Genomic DNA, 18,359 nt, shown 5'->3' on the forward strand with positions numbered 1-18,359 from the left:
AAGAATTTTCACTCACCCTATTAAAGTTTATAGCAAACTTGGAATGTTTATCGATTGAATGATTAATCCTTATTAAAATATTTATATTCAAAAAAAGCCCCATTTACCCAAAAATGGGGCTTTGTCTATTTTTCCTTTTATGGATTATTTTGTATAATGTAAGAAAGCGAAAGCATTTTAGAGAAAGGGAGGGGGGAAGAATATGAAAAAGCCGTACCTTATTGCAGAGGTTTTGTTAAGAAGGGGGATGCCGGATTTTGTCATTAAGGAAATCACTGCATTAGCGGAGTGCGAGTTGTTTCTTTTGAAAAGAAAATGGGGAATCTATGACCGGACGAAGGAAGCATGAAAGGAACCGTCTTCATGGTATGAATCGGTCCCTTTTCATATGGGCTATTCTTTGTTAAGGCGGTATCGATTGACAGGGCGGCCAATATTGCCATACTGGACATCAAGCTGAAGGATTTCTTCATCATGTAAGTACTCGAGATAGCGTCGGGCCGTCACCCGCGCAATGCCGATTCCATCGGCGACGTCCTCTGCGGATAGAGAGCCAGGTTGGGTTTTGATGAATTTCGTGACCTGTTCCAGAGTGGATCCGTTCAACCCTTTGGGGACATCTTTTTTCAATGTCTGCTTAGGAGACGATTTGTTTTGGAAGAGAAGGCGATCCAGTTGGGTTTGAGAGATAGAATGATCTGGCTCCACTTCCATGCGAAAGGCATAATATTGCTCAAGTGTGTGTTGCAGCCTTTCGAATTTAAAGGGTTTGATTAAATAATCAAAGGCTCCATTCTGAATCATTTTCCGGATGGTTTTCTGATCATTGGCCGCCGAGATGATGATGACGTCGACATCAAGTTGGTCTTTCCTTATTTGATAAAGCGTATCCACGCCATTCAAGTTCGGCATGAAGATGTCCAAAATGACAAGATCCGGTTTTAGCTTCTTGATTTTTTCAAGACCTTCCAGTCCATTATTAGCCGTATCCACCACGGTAAAGGCGGAAAGGCGCTCGATAAATTGTTTATTTACCTCCTGGACCATTGGGTCATCTTCAATTAAAAGTACACATATTTGATTGGTCATTTGATCTCCTCTATATCCTGCATGGGAAAGGAAAGAAAAAAGCTGGTCCCTTCGTTAGGCCGCGTCGTAAAACTCATTTCGCCATGCGCCTTTTTTACAATTTGATTGATTAGATAAAGTCCTATTCCCGATCCCTCGGAACCTTTTGTCGTGAAACCATACTCGAAAATATCCTTATGTATAGGTTCGGGAATGCCCGGTCCATTGTCTTCCAGCAGGATTTGACAATGCCGTTCATCTTGATAGATGGACAGATAGACCTGCTTGGATTCTTCGGTCGAATATTTGAGTGCCGCAAAAGAATTCTCTATCAGATTTCCGACGATCAAGACAAAATCATGATAATCCATGTCAGGTGGAAAGCGGTCCAGCTTCGTATGCTTATCCATGGTAAGCTCGATGCCAAGCTCCCTGCCTATGGAAACCTTACTCAAAAGCAGCCCCACTAAATTATCATCGTGTATGTGCTTCGTTAAGAACCTGGTCAATTCCTCCTGTTCCTCGGTGATCTGAAAAATATACTGTAGAGCATCGTCTAAATTTCCTAGTTGTATCAATCCGGCGATCGTATGTAGCTTGTTCATATGTTCATGATTTTGTACACGCAGAGCTTCCACGAATGCCTTTACGCTTGTCAGTTCCTCGGCAAGCTTCGTCACATCCGTCCGGTCTTGGAAAATGGCCACGGCGCCGACGGTCTTATCGTCTATCTTGATCGGTACCCGGTTGCTCAGGATGTTTTTTTGTTGGACGGAAATTTCCTGATTGACGATGGGAGTTGTCCGTTCCAAAACTTCTGGGAGGCGGGTATCATCCACCACATCCGTGATTTTTTTGCCGATCACGGAACCGCTTATGTTCAGCATCTGTTTGGCCTTTTCATTGAATATCGTAATGATCTGATTAGTGTCAATGGCGATGACCCCTTCATGCATGGCATTGAAGGCGGCCGTCCTTTCAACGAGCATCTGGGAAATCTGGTGTGGCTCAAGCTGGAAGGTTTCCTTTTTAATGCGCCTGGCCAGTAGCCATGAGCCGCATACACCAAACAGAAGCGTCAAAAAGAGAAGAAGCAGGATTTCCGTCTTTAAGTCAGTGATGACTTCCGGGATCGTCGGCAGGATGTTCCCGACAAGGACGACACCTATCTGTTTGTTTTCTTCATTTAGGATGGGAACGAAGGCACGAACGGAAACGCCAAGTTCCCCTACGGCTTTCGAGATATATTCATGTTCTGCAAAAGCGGCACGCTCATCATTGCTTTTCGATAAGGTCCCCAGTTGGCTGTAAACCGGATGGGAGTACCGCATATGTTTTTCATTCAGGACAACGATATAATCGGCCTGATGAATTTTTCTTAAATTTTCAATGATGGGATTCAGTTCGGTCCAGCCTTCCGGTTCCAGGACCATCTTTTGTACTTCGGGAAGTTCCGCAATCGTATGGGCCGTGATCATCGAACGGGCACCGGTTTCCTCTTCCCTGATGGAGACGATATTTCCAAAAATGATGATCCCACCAATGAGGATGGAAAAGGCCACGATTATAAAGGATAGCAGGGTGATCTTTAATTGAATCGGCATATGAAAGGATTTATCCATTTGTTTTCCTCCATTAGATCTCTCCTTAATACTACCAGAATCTTCGGTTATTTTCGCCCAATTTCCTAGGTTGTCATACAACGGTGAAAAAGCTGTGATAGAATGAACGTATAATGTGAAGCGTTCGGTAAGGAGATGTCACTATGCGTGCTTACGGGGGATACCTGGTGTTAATCGGAATAGGGGTATTGGTTGCGGTTTATATCGCCTTTCAATCGTTCTTTACAAGCTTTGGGTTCGATTTGCCCATAGACGAGGAACAGGTTGGAATGGAGGATCAAATCGTGATTAAGTTCAGTCATGTGGTGGCTGAGAATACACCCAAGGGTTTGGCGGCAAGCCGGTTTGCGGCCCTTGTGGACGAATATACCGATCACCGTGTCAAAATTGAGGTGTATCCGAATCAATCGTTGTATAGTGATCGCGAAGAAATAGAGGCATTACAAGAAAATAAGGTGCAGATGATTGCACCGACCACTTCTAAAATTACGAACATATCGGAAAAATGGATGCTTTTGGACCTTCCTTATATCTTTCCCACGGATGCTGCCCTCAAAGAAGCGCTGAATGGGGAAGTGGGAGAAGAACTTCTGAATCATTTAGCTGAGGTAAATATCGAGGGTCTTGCCTTTTGGTCCAATAACTTTAAACAAATGACAAGCAATGAGCCCATCCGCCGTCCTGAAGACTTGTCCGGGAAAAACTTCCGGATCATGCCAAGTCCTGTGCTGGAGAGTCAATTCGAACACTTTGGCGCGTCAACCTCCAAGTTGGAGTTTAATGACACATTCAAAAGTCTGGAAATCAAGAAGACGGATAGCCAGGAAAATACGATCTCCAATATCTATTCCAAGAAGCTATATGACGTGCAAAAATATTTAACCATAAGTGACCATGGCTATTTAGGGTATGTCGTCATGATGAATCAATCCTTTTGGGAAGACCTTCCTCCGGATATCCAACAGCAAATCACGCGGGCGATGGATGATACAACATCTTGGCTTTGGGACAAGGCGAAGGAAATGAACCAAACCCAGCTACAAGCCATTGAAGAGAAATCCACGATTGAAGTCTATACCTTATCCGATAAAGAGAGAAAGCTGTGGATGAAAGAAATGACAAGCATCTATCCTGAATTCGAGCCCGTCATCGGAAAAGACTTGATGGAGAAGATGGAAAGAATACGCGAGAAATATATCGAGTGAAAAAAACCGGACTCAAATCCAATCTTTGAGTCCGGTTTCTTATGAACTTACAAATCCTCAGCGGGTTTGAAGGTGCGGCATCCAGTTTGATGGCTTGTGTGAGCACGTTCTTCGGAATAGTGCTCGATTTTAATCATATCAGCGGAACAACGATTGCCGTGCTTCCAAAACGTACAGCTGTCAACAGCACATTTTACATCCTGAGCCATATGAATTCCTCCTCCTTTAATGGTACATCTATAGCTTTGAACAAAGGAAGGGCATTTACACTGGATTAAAAATGGAAAAGAGGCGAACCATGTGGGTTCGCCTCCTGATATGTTTAGTGTAATGCCGTTTGTAGGGTCTTGATGTTATTTTCCATGAGGCTGAAGTAATCCTCACCGGCTTCGATGTCTTTATCTGTCAGAACGGAAAGATTGTGGAACTCGAGTGCTTCCGCCCCCATTTCCTTCTGGATGATTTCGGTCAGCTTGGAACTGATATTCTGTTCGAAGATGACGTAATGAAGGTCTTCATCTTTAGCCATGGAGACGATGCTAGCCAGCTGTTTTTGCGACGGTTCATTTGACGATGTAAGTCCGGTTACCCCGATTTGTTCAAGGCCGTAGCGTTCTTCCCAATACCCATAAGCAGAATGGGAAACAATCACTTTATTCGTACGGCCGGCCTTGATTGTTTTCGCGAACTGCTTGTCGAGTGCCTTCAATTTATCTGAAAGCTCGTTAAAACGCAATGTGAAGTAGCTTTCCTGTTCCGGCATCTGCTTCGTTAACTCGTCTTTCACGGTTTCGGCCATCTGAATGGAATAGATGGGGTCTAGCCATAGATGTGGGTTGACGCTGCTATGATCATGGCCATCGTCATCGGGTTCTCCATGTTCATGATCGTGTTCCTCATCATGTTCATCTACTGAAACGGTTTCACCTACAGCGACCGTAGTTACGCCTTCACCCTTTAAGATCGGTTCAGCTTTTGTGACAAAGCCCTCTAAATTATATCCAATATAGAAAAATAGGTCTGAGTTCGCCATGCCTACAATATCCTTTTGGGAGGGATCGAAGGTATGCTCATCTGTACCCGGAGGATAAACCGTCTCAACGTTCACAAATTCGCCCCCAATGGTTTCCGTGAAATATTCCAGAGGATAAACGGTTGTGTATATATCCAGCACATCTTTATCTTCCTTCTGCTTTCCTTCAGACTTGCCGCAACCTGTAAGGGCCAATGCTGCAATGAGTGAAAGAGAAAGTAATAATTTTCTTTTCATGAAAAAATTCTCCTTTTTGAATAATTCGTATTGATTACGATTTAAAATGTATGGTTTTGAAAACGAAATGATTACGATTTGACTATAGTATAATACATAAAATCGTTCCGAAAAGCAAGGTTTTTTTGACGCGTTCCTTCTTATTACTGTTTTTTCTTTTTTTCTGGAACAAGGTCAATACCACCTGGATGGAACGGATGGCATTTAAGAATCCTGATGATGGCTAGCCAGCTTCCTTTGATCGGACCGAAACGGTTCACGGCCTCTAAACCGTAATGAGAACAGGTAGGGTAAAAACGGCATGTTGGCGGTTTTAATGGAGAAACCACAATCTGATAAAAACGTATGATGCCCATGATCATTTTTTTCAGCAAGCACTTTCATCTCTTTTCAAATAAATTCACTATCGTTTATTATACCATATTTCTTTTGTTTTCTAGAAGGTTAATAAAGGATGTGAGAAAGGATTTTAGGCCTGTTCAGCCAATTGCCATAAATTTAAAAGGGTGAAATATATTGTGTTTCAAGGTAAAATAGAAGAGACATACAATTAAGGAGTGAATAAAATGCCTTCAGTTGAAAGCTTTGAATTAGATCATAATGCTGTTAAAGCCCCCTATGTAAGACATTGCGGTGTCCATAAGGTCGGAACAGATGGTGTTGTTAATAAATTTGATATCCGTTTCTGCCAGCCGAACAAGCAAGCGATGAAGCCGGATACGATCCACACTTTGGAACATTTGCTCGCGTTCAACATCCGTAAGCATTCCGAGCAGTACGATCATTTTGATATCATCGACATTTCGCCAATGGGTTGCCAAACAGGATATTACCTGGTTGTGAGTGGTGAGCCGACCGTGACGGAAATCATCGACGTATTGGAAGATACGTTCAAGGATGCCCTGCAAATCACGGAAATTCCAGCTGCTAATGAAAAGCAATGCGGCCAAGCAAAATTGCATGATCTTGAAGGAGCCAAGAAATTGATGAATTTCTGGTTATCACAAGATAAAGCGGACCTTCATAAAGTATTCGGTTAAGCTCTAAAAAAATCCTGTCTTTTCCAAGACAGGATTTTTTTTATTTATCTTGGTCTTTTTCCTCTTCTTCGTTTTTTGGCAGCGGGTCAATTGGATCGACAGTATGCTTGTAGCTATAGCCTTTACCAATCGTCAGGACGGATAGCCCCAGTACAATCAAGATGACTATGATGGATATCACCAAAACCGTAAACATATTGACAGCTCCTTTGGGACAAATTATATATTCATTTTAGCATAAGAATTGAAGCGATAAAGGTTTCAATTTTTGTGGAGAGGGAACTATATAGGTATAACCAACTAACGGAGGTAGATATTATGACTCAGAAAAAATTAGGTAAATTAGTAAACAAAGAAATTGCAAACTTCAATGTCCTTTATACAAAAATCCACAATTTCCACTGGTTCGTAAATGGACCCCACTTCTTTGAACTTCACCAAAAACTAGAAGAATTATACACAGAAATCGGCACAGACATGGACGAGCTAGCTGAACGACTTTTAGCCATCGGAGAAAAACCGGTCGCTACGCTTAAAGAATATTTAGAATTGACGACTCTTGAAGAAGCGACAGGTAAAGAAAATACAGAAGATATGGTACAAAGCGTCATCACCGATTTCGAAAAACTTTCTACGGAATTCCTAGAAATCATCGAAGCCGCTGAAGAGGAAGATCCAGTAACAGCCGATATGCTGACTAGCATGAAGAAAAGCTTGAACAAACATGCTTGGATGCTACGTGCTTATTTAGGAAACTAAGCTTAGAATGAGATGGGTTCTACTTCGGTAGGGCCTTTTTTTGTTTCTAGACTATTTCGTCAAATCACTTTTCATGTCTTCTGTCTCGGCTTTCATTCGTGGTGCTCTTGCTACACGCCGGGTCGCTGCCACACAAAGCACCACAGCTATATTCACAGCTATGAGTGTGGGACCAACCTCCTCATGCAGAAAGACAGCTGCAAGCAACAGCCCGAAAAATGGTTGAAGGAGCTGCAGCTGCCCAACCGCCGCTATACCACCCTGAGCGAGACCACGGTACCAGAAGATGAAGCCGATGAGCATGCTGAATAAAGATACATAAGCAAGGCTCAATAGTGAAGGTCCACCAATGTCGTCCCACGAATCCGGGGATAGATAGACGGAAAATGGAAGCATTAGGGGAAGGGATAGAACGAGAGCCCAACAGATCACCTGCCAGTCCCCTAGCTTCCGTGAGAGTCGAGCGCCTTCAGCATAACCGAGACCACATATGATGATCGAGGCCACCATGTAAACGTCGCCGATTGGGGAAGCTTCCCCATCTTGGATGAGGGCATACCCTGCAACCAGGAAGCTACCAGCAGCAGAAAATATCCAGAAGGAGGGACGTGGGCGTTCCCCACCCCGAATCACCCCAAATATAGCCGTCGAGAGCGGAAGTAGACCAATGAAGATGATAGCATGTGCCGATGTGACAGATTGCAGGGCCAAGGCAGTCAGCAGTGGGAAACCACCCACGACACCAACCGCTACGATCATAAGAGGGACGATATCCGTTCTTTCAGGACGTGACTGCCGGAAGAGAAGAAGAAGGGCTCCTGCCAATACACCTGCTATCGCCGCGCGGCACAAGGTAAGGAACACTGGATCGAAATCCGCTACAGCTAAGCGAGTCGCAGGCAGTGAGCCGCTAAAAATCATTACGCCAATAAAACCGTTCATCCAACCATTTGATGTTTTCTTCATTACAATCACTCCCAATCATATTTCTCCAACATCCTTTTTTATCTGCGTCTTATTCCTTTTAATGGATTACAATGAATATAAACAGAAAATGGTTCTTAATAAACAGCCAGTTTCTTTAAATAAAACAATGCCAGTTAGGAGGGATCATCGAAGTGGATATCACATTTTTTTTAAATCGAAACCACGATACGCCCCTTTATCAACAGCTCTATCAGCTTTTCAAGAAAGAGATGCAGGAAGGGCATCTTCAAAAAGGGATGAAACTTCCTTCCAAAAGGGTGCTCGCGTCTCAGCTTTCAATCAGCCACACGACAGTCGAGCGTACCTATGATCAGCTTGCGGCTGAAGGGTACATTGTGAGCAAGCCGAGAAGCGGCTGGTATGTGGATTATAGTGAATCCGATTTTGTACATATGGCAAACGACTCTTCCATTAAGCCCAAAATAAAAGAGAATGAACAATGGATTGACTTTCATTATGGCCATGTGGATTCAACCCACTTTCCTTTTTCTTCTTGGCGAAGAAGTATGGTCAGTAGCTTAGATCAATATGGTCAACAGCTTTATCGGCCAGGGAATATATTGTGGGAACCTGTGTTGAGAGAGCTTATTGCCGAATACTTATATCATTCACGCGATGTTCATTGTCAACCTGAACAGGTCATTTTAGGGGCGGGTAATCCTATACTGTTACAGATCTTATGCCAAGTCTTTGGGCGGGACATTTCCATAGGGTATGAGGATCCGGGCTTTCCGAGAGCGAGGAGGATCTTTGAAATCAATTCTATGAAGATTCTCCCTATGCCAGTGGATGAAGAGGGAATCTGTATGCAGGGAATCCGAAATAAAAATCCATCTCTTGTGTATGTAACGCCTTCTCATCAATTTCCACTCGGCACCACCATGACGATCAACAGAAGAAGGCAGCTCCTTAAATGGGCAGCGGATAATCAATCTTATATCATTGAGGACGATTATGAGGGGGAGTATAGATACAGCGGACAGCCGATTCCTTCTTTGCAAGGGATTGACCAGCATAACCGGGTCATTTATATGGGCACTTTCTCTAAATCCCTTCTCCCCTCGTTGCGCATCAGCTATATGGTTCTTCCTGCACCTCTATTAGAAAAAGGTACCGAAATCACTTCCTTGTATAAACAAACGGTATCCTGTCACATTCAGTTTACGCTTGCTGAATTTATCAAAAGGGGTGAATGGCAAAAACACATCAACAGAATGAGAAAGCTGTATCAAAAAAAGAGAGAGATGGTATTAGAGACCATCCAAAACGAATTAGGAAGACATGTGAAGATTCGGGGAGGAGACTCAGGACTGCATATCTTGCTTGACGTGGACTCACGGTTTAATGAAGGAGAGCTTATTGAGAGAGCAAAAATGCATGGCGTGAAAATCTATCCCGCTTCACTGTTTTATACAAAGCAACCTCCGACCACCACTGTCTTAATAGGGTTCGCAGGGGTATCAGAAGAAGAGATACAAGTGGGCATAAAGAAATTGAAAGGAGCCTGGGATCTAGAAGAAGATAAGTTGAAGTAGGGAGACTGAGGAAATTAGGAGGGTCTTCGATGGAACGTAATATTCGGTTATTAACAGATACGGATTTAGAGGAAGCAGCAAAACTGTTCACCAGCGTTTTTAGTTCCAATCTTTGGAATGAACCTTGGAGTGTGAAGACTTCTTACAAACGCTTGTTGGACATAAGCAGGACTCCTGGATACATAGGAATCGGTTATTATAATTCCGAGGAACAATTAATTGGATTTTTAGTTGGAAATGAAGGGCAATGGGCTGATAACAAGAGCTACTATATAAACGAGATTTGTGTGTGTGGTAGCATTCAACAAACAGCTATTGGCACAAACTTGTTAAACTATTTGACGGAAATCTTAGCAGAGAAAAAAGTTGATTCGGCCTATTTATCGACTGAGAGAGGCGAAGGAAAACCGGAGATGTTTTTCACGAAAAATGGTTATACGACAAGTGAGTCTAGAGTGTTAATGACGATGAAGATATGTTGAATCGAAATGATCGAATTTTTTTAAGAGAGAATCTACAATCAAAATGATAGCAAATTATCTAAATAGACATTTTAATCGTTATATAACACTTTTTCAGCTCTATTTGTTTCAATAATGAAGGTTATCAAAAAAAGGGGCTGTCCAAAAAGGGGGGAGCCCGAATTGAAAAAAGTGAAGAGGCATAAACGTTGATGTAACAACATTTATGCCTCTTCACTTTGTCGTCCGTTTCCTTCCTAGTATAGTTCCAGCTTTAGTTGTTCTCTGCTATGTATATCTAAAAAAAGAATCGAAATAACATCAAAAAAGGACCAATATGTTCACATAATGGTCCTTACCGAAGACCTGAGCAATGTACAGGTATAACGTTTTTTTTATAAGAACTCTTGTTTTTGTATGCCTTCCTTCAGAAATAAAAAAGGAAGGCATACAAAAACCTAATATCCAAGCTTAGACAAAGTATTAAATGAACTGATTTTTTTTGTAAAGCTTTTATTCACATTTTCTTTACTCAAATTGCTGACTGTGAAATACCTACAAGAAAATATCTTTCGTTTTTTGTACATTTGCAAACCATTGAGCATGTATATCGTTATGGTGATTGATAATTTGAGAAGCGTTTAAAATGTTAGAGTCGTATGTGCTATGACCATCCTCTGCAAGAATCACTTCATAACCTAGGCTATATGCACGACGACAAGTAGCATCTACACAAACTTCCGATTGAATCCCTGTTATAATAATTCGACTGATTTTTTTGTTTACTAATTGTTGCTGAAGATCCGTTTGTTGGAAGGAATCAGGAAAATCTTTTTCAATGATAACGTCCTCTTTAAAAAGAGGGATTGACGGATGAACTTCCCATCCACGATTTCCTTTCTGATTAAGGGTCCCCGCTTTACCATTGTGTTTCGTGAAAAAAATGGGGATCTGCTCAATACGGGCTTTTGAAATGAGAAATTGAATATTGTTTAATAATTCATCTCCTTTATATATCAGTTTTTCCTTCGAAAATGATCCTATCTGAAGATCAATTATAAGTAATGCCGTGTTTTTTTCCGTGTTCATAAACATCCCCGCTCATTCTGGATTGTTCCTTTCTAATGCTTTTTTAAAATGAGGTAATATACTATCTAGTTTCCCCTAAATCAAGAGTTTATCCCTAAGATGATTAGCCTATTAAAACCGGAAAAATTAGAGGAAGTACAAGCCGTTGTATGACAATTTTTAGCGAACTTCGGCAATAAATAAGGGTAACCCTTTTAACAGACAACAAAAAGAAAGGCGTCCCAAGATGCGGGACGCCTAATATGGTATGTAATTAATGTATATTCCTTGGTGAAAAGTGAGTAGGTTTCGTATCATTTAAACTATTTTGTGCGAATTTTCCTTTTAACGTTTCAATAATGTAAAGGCCCATAAGATCGGTTAGTTCTTGGTCATCCATCTCTTGAAGCAATTCGAAAATTTCCTTGCGGTCCAATTGTTCCAGGACAGCAAAGGTTAGCATATCAATGTCTTCTTCATCACCAGTCAATTTATTACGGTACATGTTGTACAATTCTTCAATCAACTTCATAACTTTCACCTCACATTTCTTGAAAATCCGTTATCTCTTTATATGTAGGTTATCAAAAAAACCTCATGATGCATATAAAAATCTGTAGGATGCTTGGGCTTATTATATGTTTTACCCTTTGAAAGATACTTTAATCTATTATTTAACATCTTTCCCATTTGTGCAAACAAATTTTTCCATCGTATGAAGGTGGAATCTGGTGAGAAAATAAGCGTAGGAGTTAGGGAAAGGATGATGACGAATGGAAGAAACAAGGAAAAAGTATTACGTATACATCCCAAACGGGCAAATCACGCAGGACCGGGAAAGTTCTCCATGGAATTTTGAAATCGAGGCAACGGATAATGAAATCATCCAGCTTCGGGAATTGTTCGATTACAATTATTCAGTAGGGGAAGATAATTTTTATCGTGCCCACGTACCGTATTTACAATATCATTATGACCGTGAAAACGATGAACAGGATGTCACGCTTCAAAAGATTTATGAAATGATCTATATGCTAGGAACAGAAGAAGGCAAGCGGCATATAGAAAGCATGGGTATTCTGCAGGCAAAGCGGACAGATGATGGCCTCGAATATTAGAGGTCATCTTTTTTGCTACATTCTCATTTTTTTATCTTATAATAAGTATAACTCAAATGGAGAGAAATGGGTGAAATAAGGATTGGTTGTGGGAAATATGAAAAGCTTTATAGACGAAAATGGATATATGGTCGAGTTTTCACATGATGAGGCTTTCGGGGATGCCTATCATGTATTTGTCATATGCCGATACAGTGGCAAGTGGGTATTGACGAAACACCGGAAGCGCGGGTTGGAATTTCCAGGTGGCAAGCGGGAGGATGGAGAAACGATTGAAGGGGCAGCCAAGCGTGAAGTGTATGAAGAAACAGGCGGATTGGTGAACGAGTTGATTTTTTTAGGGCAATACAAGGTCCATGATCCCATAAAACCGTTCATTAAATCCATCTATTTCGCCGAGCTAGGTGGTCTGGAAAGCAAAAAGGATTATCTGGAGACGGACGGACCGCTCCTTTTGGCTAAGCTGCCGGACGTCCCAGGGAAGGAGTACAGTTTTATCATGAAAGACGAAATCCTGCCGCTTAGCCTGAAACGGCTTAAAGACATGATGAAAGGATGACAAAGAGACAGTCAGCAGGCTGTTTTTTTACGGCAATAGGTGGTAAAATAGTAATGGATATAAATACCTAGTTATGGGGTGAGTGAATTGAGGAAAAAAGGTACATTACTATTGATTGTCCTGTTCATGTTTAGTCTGGTCTTTCCGTTAACGCATACCTCAGCAAAAGCAAAGGCGAAGGTCTATCCCGTACATATGAATGATAGTGGAACAGGTGAATTTTCCAAAAAGCTAAAAAATGGGTTGAGCGTGGGATTAGAAGAAAGAGATGAATGGAACTATACGCCTTTTATTAAAAAAGGGAAAAAGAAAGTGTGGAGCTTGAAATATTTATCGAGCACATTTGGATATATGCAATATACAGAAACAAAAGAGAAGGATACGTTTCTGTATTATACGGAAATCGCTGGCGGCGGTGCGAGAACGACCATCGTAGGCGTCCATTCTAATGGTAAAGTCTTTTTGAAAAAAGGATATACAAGTGGAGCAGGATTAGACACGAAGTTCCTTTCTGCTAATACGATAGAAGTGGCAATAGAAAGAATGAAGAAAAATTGGGATCCAGGTAAAGAACCGAATGCTGAAAAATATACGGATACTTGGGACGTGAAAAAATATTCATTATCTAAAAATGGGAAAATGAAGCTTGTTAAAAAGTACGTACAAAAAAACAGGAAAACTAATTATTGATTGTAAAACAGCATGGCCCCTTACAAGGCACATGCTGTTTTGCCTATCATGAAAAGGAATAACTACAAAAAAACTGCCGATGTACGATCAGCAGCTAGGTCAGTCCTTGATCAATTTTCGTTCAAGCAGTTCGACAAGCTGGTACATGATAGTTGCGAAGACAGCGATGATCATCAAGGCAAGCATCACGAGGGTGAAATTGAAGACTTGGAATCCATAGATGATTAGGTAGCCGAGCCCTTTTGCGGAAACTAGGAATTCTCCGACGATGACTCCCACCCATGAGAGTCCCACGTTCACTTTCAAGGTGGAGATGATGGTTGGAAAGGAAGCGGGTAATATGGCTTCCCGGAACGACTGTAACCGTGTGGCACCAAATGTTTGAAGGACTTTCAGGTAGTTTGGGTCGACTTCCCGAAATGCGGTATAGACGACAATCGTGGTGATGATGATGGAAATGATCGCTCCCATGGAAATAATCGAAGGGAAGCCGGGACCGAATGCGACGATGATGATGGGACCAAGGGCCACTTTTGGCATCGCATTTAAAATGACGAGATAGGGATCAAGGATATTGGATAGTCTAGGAGACCACCAAAGTACGGAAGCGAGCACCGTCCCAAGCAGTGTTCCGATAAGAAAGCCGAGTACGGTTTCGAATAGCGTCACGCCCGAATGGGAGAGCAGGGAACCATCAGCCACTTTCGTTAAAAATAACTGCCAGACTTTCGAAGGGGAACTGAAGATGAGCGGATCGATCCATTTCATCCGTGAAAACAACTCCCACCCACTGAAAAAGACGATGAAAATGAGGAGCTGATAAACACGGACCAGCTTTTTTTCTTTTTTCAACGAGGCTTTATATTGGCCATGAAGCTGTTCAATATTCAAGACTTTCAAGCTCCTTCCAAATTGTTTGGAATAACGCGGTGTACTCTGGATGGTTACGGGCATGGAATGGTGTCAGTTCACGCAGTTCCATGGGCACATCGAATGTCTTATGAATTTTACCCGGTTTCGCAGCGAACAGATAGATCCGGTCACTCATCGCAATCGCTTCACCGATATCATGGGTCACAAGGACAGCAGTCTTTCCGAATGATTTCAGTGTTTCCGATACAAGGTCCTCGAGTTTCAGTTTCGTTTGATAATCCAGGGCAGAAAATGGTTCATCAAGAAGCAGGATCTTCGGGTCAACGGCGAGAGTCCGGGCCAGGGCGGCACGTTGCCTCATTCCACCAGAGAGTTCGCGTGGATACGACTTTTCAGATCCGGCCAACCCCACCTCATTCAATAACTTCAACGCTTTGACCCGTTCTAATCCTTCATTTTTCTTCAATAGACGTAACCCCAACGTAACATTTTCATCTATCGTCTTCCATGGAAAGAGGTAATCCTGTTGAAGCATATAGCCAATCGGAAAATCATGATCCGTCCCAAGCGGTTCGTTTTCGAGCAGGATTTTCCCAGAAGTGGGTGGAAACAGTCCGGCGATGATGGAAAGCAGGGTCGTTTTCCCGCAACCGCTCGGGCCAAGAAAAGAGACGAATTCACCTTTTTCAATATCGAGAGAAATGCCCCCAAGTGCGGTTTGGGCCGCCTGATTTGAAAAATACGTGTGGTGAATGTCTTCGATCGTCAAAAATCCCATGAGACATCCTCCTTACTCTGTACCTTATTTGGTGACTTCTTTTGCAAAGTCCGTATTGACAAGCTCATCATGGCTGATGCGTGTAGGCAATTCACCGGCTTCGTCCATGATATCCTGCAAGTTATTCCATTCTTCTTCATCCAGAATCGGATCCGGTGCAAAGGAACCTTGCTCCTTGTAACGGTCGATAACGGTCTCCATCGTCTCAACGTCGATATCATCGAAGAATGGTTGGATCACTTTGGCGACTTCTGCTGCATCATTTTCCTGCACCCAATCCTGTGCCTTCTTCAAGGCTCGAGTAAATTTCTCTACGGTCTCTTTATCGTCCTTCAGATAACTTTCCTTGGCCATAAAGGTGGTATAGGGAAGATGACCGGACTCTGCACCAAAGGAAGCGACAATATGGCCCTTGCCTTCTTTCTCGAACACACTGGCAGTCGGTTCGAACAATTGGACGAAATCACCTGTACCGGATGCGAAGGCAATGGATAACAAGATACATACTTTTTTGAGGATCATGGTATGGGAAGATTAGTGAATCTATTTTTATGGTCTATGTCATGATTTCCAGTTTGGCGGAATAAATAGAGGGGGAGAGTTTTGAGTTAAAATGAATAAAAAAACCTTCAATCCTTTTCAGATTGAAGGTTATCGAATATTAATTATAGGCTTTTTCTTTTTTTTTGTGTAAACCAAGTACCTCTGCTGTAGAAGCATGAACTTCTTCAAGAACGTCTGGGTTATCTTTCAAGGAAATGCCGTAAGACGGAATCATTTCTTTAAGTTTCGGTTCCCATTCTTGCTTCTGTTCAGGGAAGCATTTGTCGATGATTTGAAGCATAACATGAACGGCTGTTGAAGCACCTGGTGATGCACCCAATAATGCGGCAATCGAACCGTCAGCCCCTGTAATGACTTCCGTACCAAATTGAAGCGTTCCTTTTCCTTTATCCGTATCTTTGATAACTTGAACACGTTGTCCAGCTACGACCAAATCCCAATCTTCAACTTTAGCGTTAGGGATGAACTCACGTAATTCTTCAACGCGTTGTTCTTTCGATAACATAAGTTGCTGAACCAGATATTTAGTCAAAGGCAATTCTTTTGCGCCAGCTGATAACATCGTCAAGACATTATTCGGTTTGACGGAAGTGATTAAATCAAACATGGAACCTGTTTTCAGGAACTTCGGTGAGAAGCCGGCAAACGGTCCGAATAGCAATGATTTTTTATTATCGATGAATCGTGTGTCAAGATGCGGAACAGACATTGGTGGAGCACCAACTTTAGCTTTTCCGTATACTTTGGCATGATGTTGCTCGATGATTTCTGGATTATTACATACCATGAAGATCCCGCTGACAGGGAATCCACCAATATGCTTCCCTTCAGGGATACCGGATTTTTGCAGTAAGTGCAAGCTTCCGCCCCCGCCGCCGATGAAGACGAATTTAGCATTATGGCGTTCAACATTACCCTTGGCGTTACGAACTTTCAATTCCCAAGAACCGTCGTTAGCCCGTTTAATGTTATCAACAGAATGTTTATATTTAATATCTACATTTTTATTTTCTAAGTGGTCAAATAACATACGCGACAAGGCACCAAAGTTAACATCTGTTCCAGAGTCGATTTTAGTGGCCGCAATGCGGTCATTCGATGGACGGTTTTCCATGATAAGTGGAATCCATTCCTTTAATTTTGCAGGGTCTTCAGAAAATTCCATCCCTTGGAATAGAGGGCTTTCAGATAGCGCTTTAAAACGTTTCTTTAAGAACGCAATATTTTCTTCCCCTTGAACCATGCTCATATGTGGCAATGACGTGATGAAGTCTTGTGGATTATTTATCAGCTTGTTCTTTACAAGATAAGACCAAAACTGAGTTGAAAGTTGAAATTGTTCGTTAATTTTAAGGGCCTTGCTAATATCAATAGAACCATCTGGTTTTTCAGTTGTGTAATTAAGTTCACACAGTGCTGCATGACCTGTCCCCGCATTATTCCACTCGTTAGAGCTTTCTTCCCCCGCGCTTTCAAGCTTTTCGAACACCTTGATTTCCCATTCCGGTACTAGTTCTTTAAGCATTGTCCCCAAAGTCGCGCTCATGATCCCGGCACCAATTAAGATGACGTCTGTTTTGATTTCTCCGTTGCTCATCATTACCATCCTTATACCCTAAAATTTGCAGAAAGGATGTAGGTGGTCCTGCTTAGGCGTCACAATAAGCCAAGGCGTGACCTGGTCACACATCATTCCTGTCTTTATTATAAGCATATCATACTGTATTGCTTTTTTTAATAGATTAAAATAGCCAATAATACTATATCGTTAAAATATAGATGATGTGAAGTAGTGAACGTAAATTATATCGCTGCTTTGGTTATGAGCATAAACCCAATACCAATAGGTAAAACCAATGAAACATGACCTACCTTATACATTATCTCCATTATATCTTAAAAACACTCTCAGAAAAAGTTTATCCAATTGGATTTTCCGCCCGAATTTCTTATAGAAGGAAAGTAATGGAGAACGTGAATAAAGACGAAATATGGGACTGTATTGTTTGATAAATCCGGTCGATATTTATTTTACACCTTTTAATGAAAAGAATGCATATTAAATGTAAAAAAAGAGCATTTTAATTATTTGGTTTGCTACTCGATTATCGATAAAGTTCAATAATCTGGTTGGCAATGTATTCGGAACTGAAATGAACGCCATCTTTAAGCCACCACATGATGACACCCAAGATGGAGGAGGCGAGAATATCCATGGATAATGCTACTTCCTTTGTCCGGTCCCTTACACGTTTTATGGCAATGGAGTCCTTTAAGATCATATGCAATTTTTTCTTGAACCCCGGGTGGGCAAAAAGCACGGCAAAAAGCTTTCGGTGTTTATAAAAGTAATCCAAAAACGTAATTAATTGCTCTTCATGATTCAAATTATCAATTTGCAGGATGGGTGACAATTCCGACGATAAGTCGTCGAAAATATCATAGACCAACTGTTTTAATAAATCATTAATATCGACAAAGTGTAAATAAAAAGTTGCACGATTCAGCTCTGCGCGGTCCGATATCTTTTGTACGGTAAGCTTCGATATATCAGGGTTTTCCATCAGTATATCTGTGACGGCCTTTTTAATCATTCGCTTAGAGCGAAGGGCACGGGGATCCTGCTTTTTTTGTGTCGACAACGTAAACCTCCTTCATCTATTATCTCGAACTTCTTCAATATTTTTTAAAAATCTGTTGTTTAATTAACACTTCATAACAAATTGTGAATAGGCATCCAAAAAAATGAATGGTACTATCTA

General features: G+C 41.6%; 22 protein-coding genes and 1 pseudogene. 9 read left to right on the forward strand and 14 right to left on the reverse strand.

Translation table 11 applies throughout. The annotated features are described in order from the left end of the window. Positions 1 to 202: 202 nt before the first annotated feature. On the forward strand, positions 203 to 349 hold the full coding sequence (locus ACIQXQ_RS10040; protein ID WP_402875202.1) for a hypothetical protein: 147 nt from the start codon (positions 203 to 205) through the stop codon (positions 347 to 349). Between the two features lie 44 nt (positions 350 to 393). On the opposite strand, the gene ACIQXQ_RS10045 is transcribed toward ACIQXQ_RS10040, so the two are convergent. Further along, the gene (locus tag ACIQXQ_RS10045) at positions 394 to 1,089 is read right to left on the reverse strand and encodes a response regulator (protein WP_402957002.1); all 696 of its coding nucleotides are present in this window, start codon (positions 1,087 to 1,089) and stop codon (positions 394 to 396) included. Next, positions 1,086 to 2,690: an ATP-binding protein gene (locus ACIQXQ_RS10050; protein WP_402957004.1), complete on the reverse strand. Its 1,605-nt coding sequence runs from the start codon at positions 2,688 to 2,690 to the stop codon at positions 1,086 to 1,088. Before ACIQXQ_RS10050 ends, ACIQXQ_RS10045 begins: the two co-directional genes overlap by 4 nt. 143 nt (positions 2,691 to 2,833) lie before the next feature. Here ACIQXQ_RS10050 and ACIQXQ_RS10055 point away from each other — a divergent pair, with 143 nt between their 5' ends. Further along, on the forward strand, positions 2,834 to 3,895 hold the full coding sequence (locus ACIQXQ_RS10055) for a DctP family TRAP transporter solute-binding subunit (RefSeq protein WP_402875191.1): 1,062 nt from the start codon (positions 2,834 to 2,836) through the stop codon (positions 3,893 to 3,895). Between the two features lie 47 nt (positions 3,896 to 3,942). On the opposite strand, the gene ACIQXQ_RS10060 is transcribed toward ACIQXQ_RS10055, so the two are convergent. The 3 genes from ACIQXQ_RS10060 to yidD form a co-directional block, all read right to left on the reverse strand. After that, a complete protein-coding gene (locus ACIQXQ_RS10060; protein WP_402875188.1) occupies positions 3,943 to 4,104 on the reverse strand; it encodes a DUF1540 domain-containing protein in 162 nt (53 codons plus the stop codon). Between the two features lie 113 nt (positions 4,105 to 4,217). Then, on the reverse strand, positions 4,218 to 5,165 hold the full coding sequence (locus tag ACIQXQ_RS10065; RefSeq protein ID WP_402957006.1) for a metal ABC transporter solute-binding protein, Zn/Mn family: 948 nt from the start codon (positions 5,163 to 5,165) through the stop codon (positions 4,218 to 4,220). A 143-nt stretch (positions 5,166 to 5,308) separates the two neighbouring features. Next, on the reverse strand, positions 5,309 to 5,527 hold the full coding sequence (yidD, locus tag ACIQXQ_RS10070; RefSeq protein ID WP_402875252.1) for a membrane protein insertion efficiency factor YidD: 219 nt from the start codon (positions 5,525 to 5,527) through the stop codon (positions 5,309 to 5,311). A 204-nt stretch (positions 5,528 to 5,731) separates the two neighbouring features. On the opposite strand from yidD, the gene ACIQXQ_RS10075 reads away from it, so the two are divergent. Continuing rightward, the gene (locus ACIQXQ_RS10075; protein ID WP_402957008.1) at positions 5,732 to 6,205 is read left to right on the forward strand and encodes an S-ribosylhomocysteine lyase; all 474 of its coding nucleotides are present in this window, start codon (positions 5,732 to 5,734) and stop codon (positions 6,203 to 6,205) included. A gap of 40 nt (positions 6,206 to 6,245) precedes the next feature. On the opposite strand, the gene ytzI is transcribed toward ACIQXQ_RS10075, so the two are convergent. Further along, on the reverse strand, positions 6,246 to 6,401 hold the full coding sequence (ytzI, locus tag ACIQXQ_RS10080) for a YtzI protein (protein ID WP_402875181.1): 156 nt from the start codon (positions 6,399 to 6,401) through the stop codon (positions 6,246 to 6,248). A 122-nt stretch (positions 6,402 to 6,523) separates the two neighbouring features. Here ytzI and ACIQXQ_RS10085 point away from each other — a divergent pair, with 122 nt between their 5' ends. After that, complete coding sequence (locus tag ACIQXQ_RS10085) at positions 6,524 to 6,964, forward strand: Dps family protein (protein ID WP_402875179.1); 441 nt, start codon at positions 6,524 to 6,526, stop codon at positions 6,962 to 6,964. Positions 6,965 to 7,015: 51 nt separating this feature from the next. Here ACIQXQ_RS10085 and ACIQXQ_RS10090 read toward each other — a convergent pair whose 3' ends face one another. Beyond that, positions 7,016 to 7,930: a DMT family transporter gene (locus tag ACIQXQ_RS10090; RefSeq protein ID WP_402957010.1), complete on the reverse strand. Its 915-nt coding sequence runs from the start codon at positions 7,928 to 7,930 to the stop codon at positions 7,016 to 7,018. A gap of 152 nt (positions 7,931 to 8,082) precedes the next feature. Between ACIQXQ_RS10090 and pdxR the strand changes: the two genes are divergently transcribed. Beyond that, positions 8,083 to 9,486 (forward strand): MocR-like pyridoxine biosynthesis transcription factor PdxR, encoded by a 1,404-nt coding sequence (gene pdxR / locus ACIQXQ_RS10095; RefSeq protein ID WP_402957012.1) that lies wholly within the window; start codon positions 8,083 to 8,085, stop codon positions 9,484 to 9,486. A gap of 29 nt (positions 9,487 to 9,515) precedes the next feature. Further along, positions 9,516 to 9,968 (forward strand): GNAT family N-acetyltransferase, encoded by a 453-nt coding sequence (locus ACIQXQ_RS10100; protein WP_402957014.1) that lies wholly within the window; start codon positions 9,516 to 9,518, stop codon positions 9,966 to 9,968. 534 nt (positions 9,969 to 10,502) lie between these two features. Here the strand turns inward: ACIQXQ_RS10100 and ACIQXQ_RS10105 are convergent. Further along, positions 10,503 to 11,036: an isochorismatase family protein gene (locus tag ACIQXQ_RS10105; protein WP_402957016.1), complete on the reverse strand. Its 534-nt coding sequence runs from the start codon at positions 11,034 to 11,036 to the stop codon at positions 10,503 to 10,505. Between the two features lie 253 nt (positions 11,037 to 11,289). Then, positions 11,290 to 11,547: a DUF6154 family protein gene (locus ACIQXQ_RS10110; protein WP_402875161.1), complete on the reverse strand. Its 258-nt coding sequence runs from the start codon at positions 11,545 to 11,547 to the stop codon at positions 11,290 to 11,292. A gap of 241 nt (positions 11,548 to 11,788) precedes the next feature. Between ACIQXQ_RS10110 and ACIQXQ_RS10115 the strand changes: the two genes are divergently transcribed. The 3 genes from ACIQXQ_RS10115 (at position 11,789) to ACIQXQ_RS10125 (ending at position 13,382) form a co-directional block, all read left to right on the forward strand. Then, on the forward strand, positions 11,789 to 12,133 hold the full coding sequence (locus ACIQXQ_RS10115) for a hydrolase (RefSeq protein WP_402875159.1): 345 nt from the start codon (positions 11,789 to 11,791) through the stop codon (positions 12,131 to 12,133). Between the two features lie 97 nt (positions 12,134 to 12,230). After that, positions 12,231 to 12,692 carry an RNA deprotection pyrophosphohydrolase gene (ytkD, locus tag ACIQXQ_RS10120; RefSeq protein WP_402957018.1) on the forward strand — a complete coding sequence of 154 codons (462 nt, stop codon included), beginning with the start codon at positions 12,231 to 12,233 and terminating at the stop codon, positions 12,690 to 12,692. Positions 12,693 to 12,779: 87 nt separating this feature from the next. Further along, positions 12,780 to 13,382: a hypothetical protein gene (locus tag ACIQXQ_RS10125; RefSeq protein WP_402957020.1), complete on the forward strand. Its 603-nt coding sequence runs from the start codon at positions 12,780 to 12,782 to the stop codon at positions 13,380 to 13,382. Between the two features lie 99 nt (positions 13,383 to 13,481). Here the strand turns inward: ACIQXQ_RS10125 and ACIQXQ_RS10130 are convergent, their stop codons facing one another. From ACIQXQ_RS10130 to ACIQXQ_RS10150, 5 genes and pseudogenes are all read right to left on the reverse strand, one after another. Next, the gene (locus ACIQXQ_RS10130; RefSeq protein WP_402875150.1) at positions 13,482 to 14,273 is read right to left on the reverse strand and encodes an ABC transporter permease; all 792 of its coding nucleotides are present in this window, start codon (positions 14,271 to 14,273) and stop codon (positions 13,482 to 13,484) included. Further along, a complete protein-coding gene (locus ACIQXQ_RS10135; protein ID WP_402957022.1) occupies positions 14,263 to 15,033 on the reverse strand; it encodes an ABC transporter ATP-binding protein in 771 nt (256 codons plus the stop codon). Before ACIQXQ_RS10135 ends, ACIQXQ_RS10130 begins: the two co-directional genes overlap by 11 nt. 24 nt (positions 15,034 to 15,057) lie before the next feature. Beyond that, positions 15,058 to 15,519: pseudogene (locus ACIQXQ_RS10140) on the reverse strand (ABC transporter substrate-binding protein); the annotation flags it as partial. Between the two features lie 175 nt (positions 15,520 to 15,694). Then, positions 15,695 to 17,194 carry a malate:quinone oxidoreductase gene (locus tag ACIQXQ_RS10145; RefSeq protein WP_402875147.1) on the reverse strand — a complete coding sequence of 500 codons (1,500 nt, stop codon included), beginning with the start codon at positions 17,192 to 17,194 and terminating at the stop codon, positions 15,695 to 15,697. A 508-nt stretch (positions 17,195 to 17,702) separates the two neighbouring features. Then, a complete protein-coding gene (locus tag ACIQXQ_RS10150) occupies positions 17,703 to 18,239 on the reverse strand; it encodes a TetR/AcrR family transcriptional regulator (protein WP_402957024.1) in 537 nt (178 codons plus the stop codon). Between the last annotated feature and the right edge of the window lie 120 nt (positions 18,240 to 18,359).

It is taken from the genome of Peribacillus sp. NPDC097198 (genome assembly GCF_044762055.1).
Classification (GTDB): domain Bacteria; phylum Bacillota; class Bacilli; order Bacillales; family DSM-1321; genus Peribacillus.

Coding starts and splice junctions, on each gene's coding strand:
- ACIQXQ_RS10050 (WP_402957004.1), bottom strand. CDS start 2,690: ATGGATAAATCCTTTCATATGCCGATTCAATTAAAGATCACCCTGCTA.
- ACIQXQ_RS10115 (WP_402875159.1), top strand. CDS start 11,789: ATGGAAGAAACAAGGAAAAAGTATTACGTATACATCCCAAACGGGCAA.
- ACIQXQ_RS10045 (WP_402957002.1), bottom strand. CDS start 1,089: ATGACCAATCAAATATGTGTACTTTTAATTGAAGATGACCCAATGGTC.
- ACIQXQ_RS10145 (WP_402875147.1), bottom strand. CDS start 17,194: ATGAGCAACGGAGAAATCAAAACAGACGTCATCTTAATTGGTGCCGGG.
- ACIQXQ_RS10110 (WP_402875161.1), bottom strand. CDS start 11,547: ATGAAGTTGATTGAAGAATTGTACAACATGTACCGTAATAAATTGACT.
- ytkD (WP_402957018.1), top strand. CDS start 12,231: ATGAAAAGCTTTATAGACGAAAATGGATATATGGTCGAGTTTTCACAT.
- ACIQXQ_RS10135 (WP_402957022.1), bottom strand. CDS start 15,033: ATGGGATTTTTGACGATCGAAGACATTCACCACACGTATTTTTCAAAT.
- ACIQXQ_RS10105 (WP_402957016.1), bottom strand. CDS start 11,036: ATGAACACGGAAAAAAACACGGCATTACTTATAATTGATCTTCAGATA.
- ACIQXQ_RS10055 (WP_402875191.1), top strand. CDS start 2,834: ATGCGTGCTTACGGGGGATACCTGGTGTTAATCGGAATAGGGGTATTG.
- ACIQXQ_RS10060 (WP_402875188.1), bottom strand. CDS start 4,104: ATGGCTCAGGATGTAAAATGTGCTGTTGACAGCTGTACGTTTTGGAAG.
- ytzI (WP_402875181.1), bottom strand. CDS start 6,401: ATGTTTACGGTTTTGGTGATATCCATCATAGTCATCTTGATTGTACTG.
- ACIQXQ_RS10090 (WP_402957010.1), bottom strand. CDS start 7,930: ATGAAGAAAACATCAAATGGTTGGATGAACGGTTTTATTGGCGTAATG.
- yidD (WP_402875252.1), bottom strand. CDS start 5,527: ATGATCATGGGCATCATACGTTTTTATCAGATTGTGGTTTCTCCATTA.
- ACIQXQ_RS10040 (WP_402875202.1), top strand. CDS start 203: ATGAAAAAGCCGTACCTTATTGCAGAGGTTTTGTTAAGAAGGGGGATG.
- ACIQXQ_RS10075 (WP_402957008.1), top strand. CDS start 5,732: ATGCCTTCAGTTGAAAGCTTTGAATTAGATCATAATGCTGTTAAAGCC.
- ACIQXQ_RS10065 (WP_402957006.1), bottom strand. CDS start 5,165: ATGAAAAGAAAATTATTACTTTCTCTTTCACTCATTGCAGCATTGGCC.
- ACIQXQ_RS10085 (WP_402875179.1), top strand. CDS start 6,524: ATGACTCAGAAAAAATTAGGTAAATTAGTAAACAAAGAAATTGCAAAC.
- ACIQXQ_RS10100 (WP_402957014.1), top strand. CDS start 9,516: ATGGAACGTAATATTCGGTTATTAACAGATACGGATTTAGAGGAAGCA.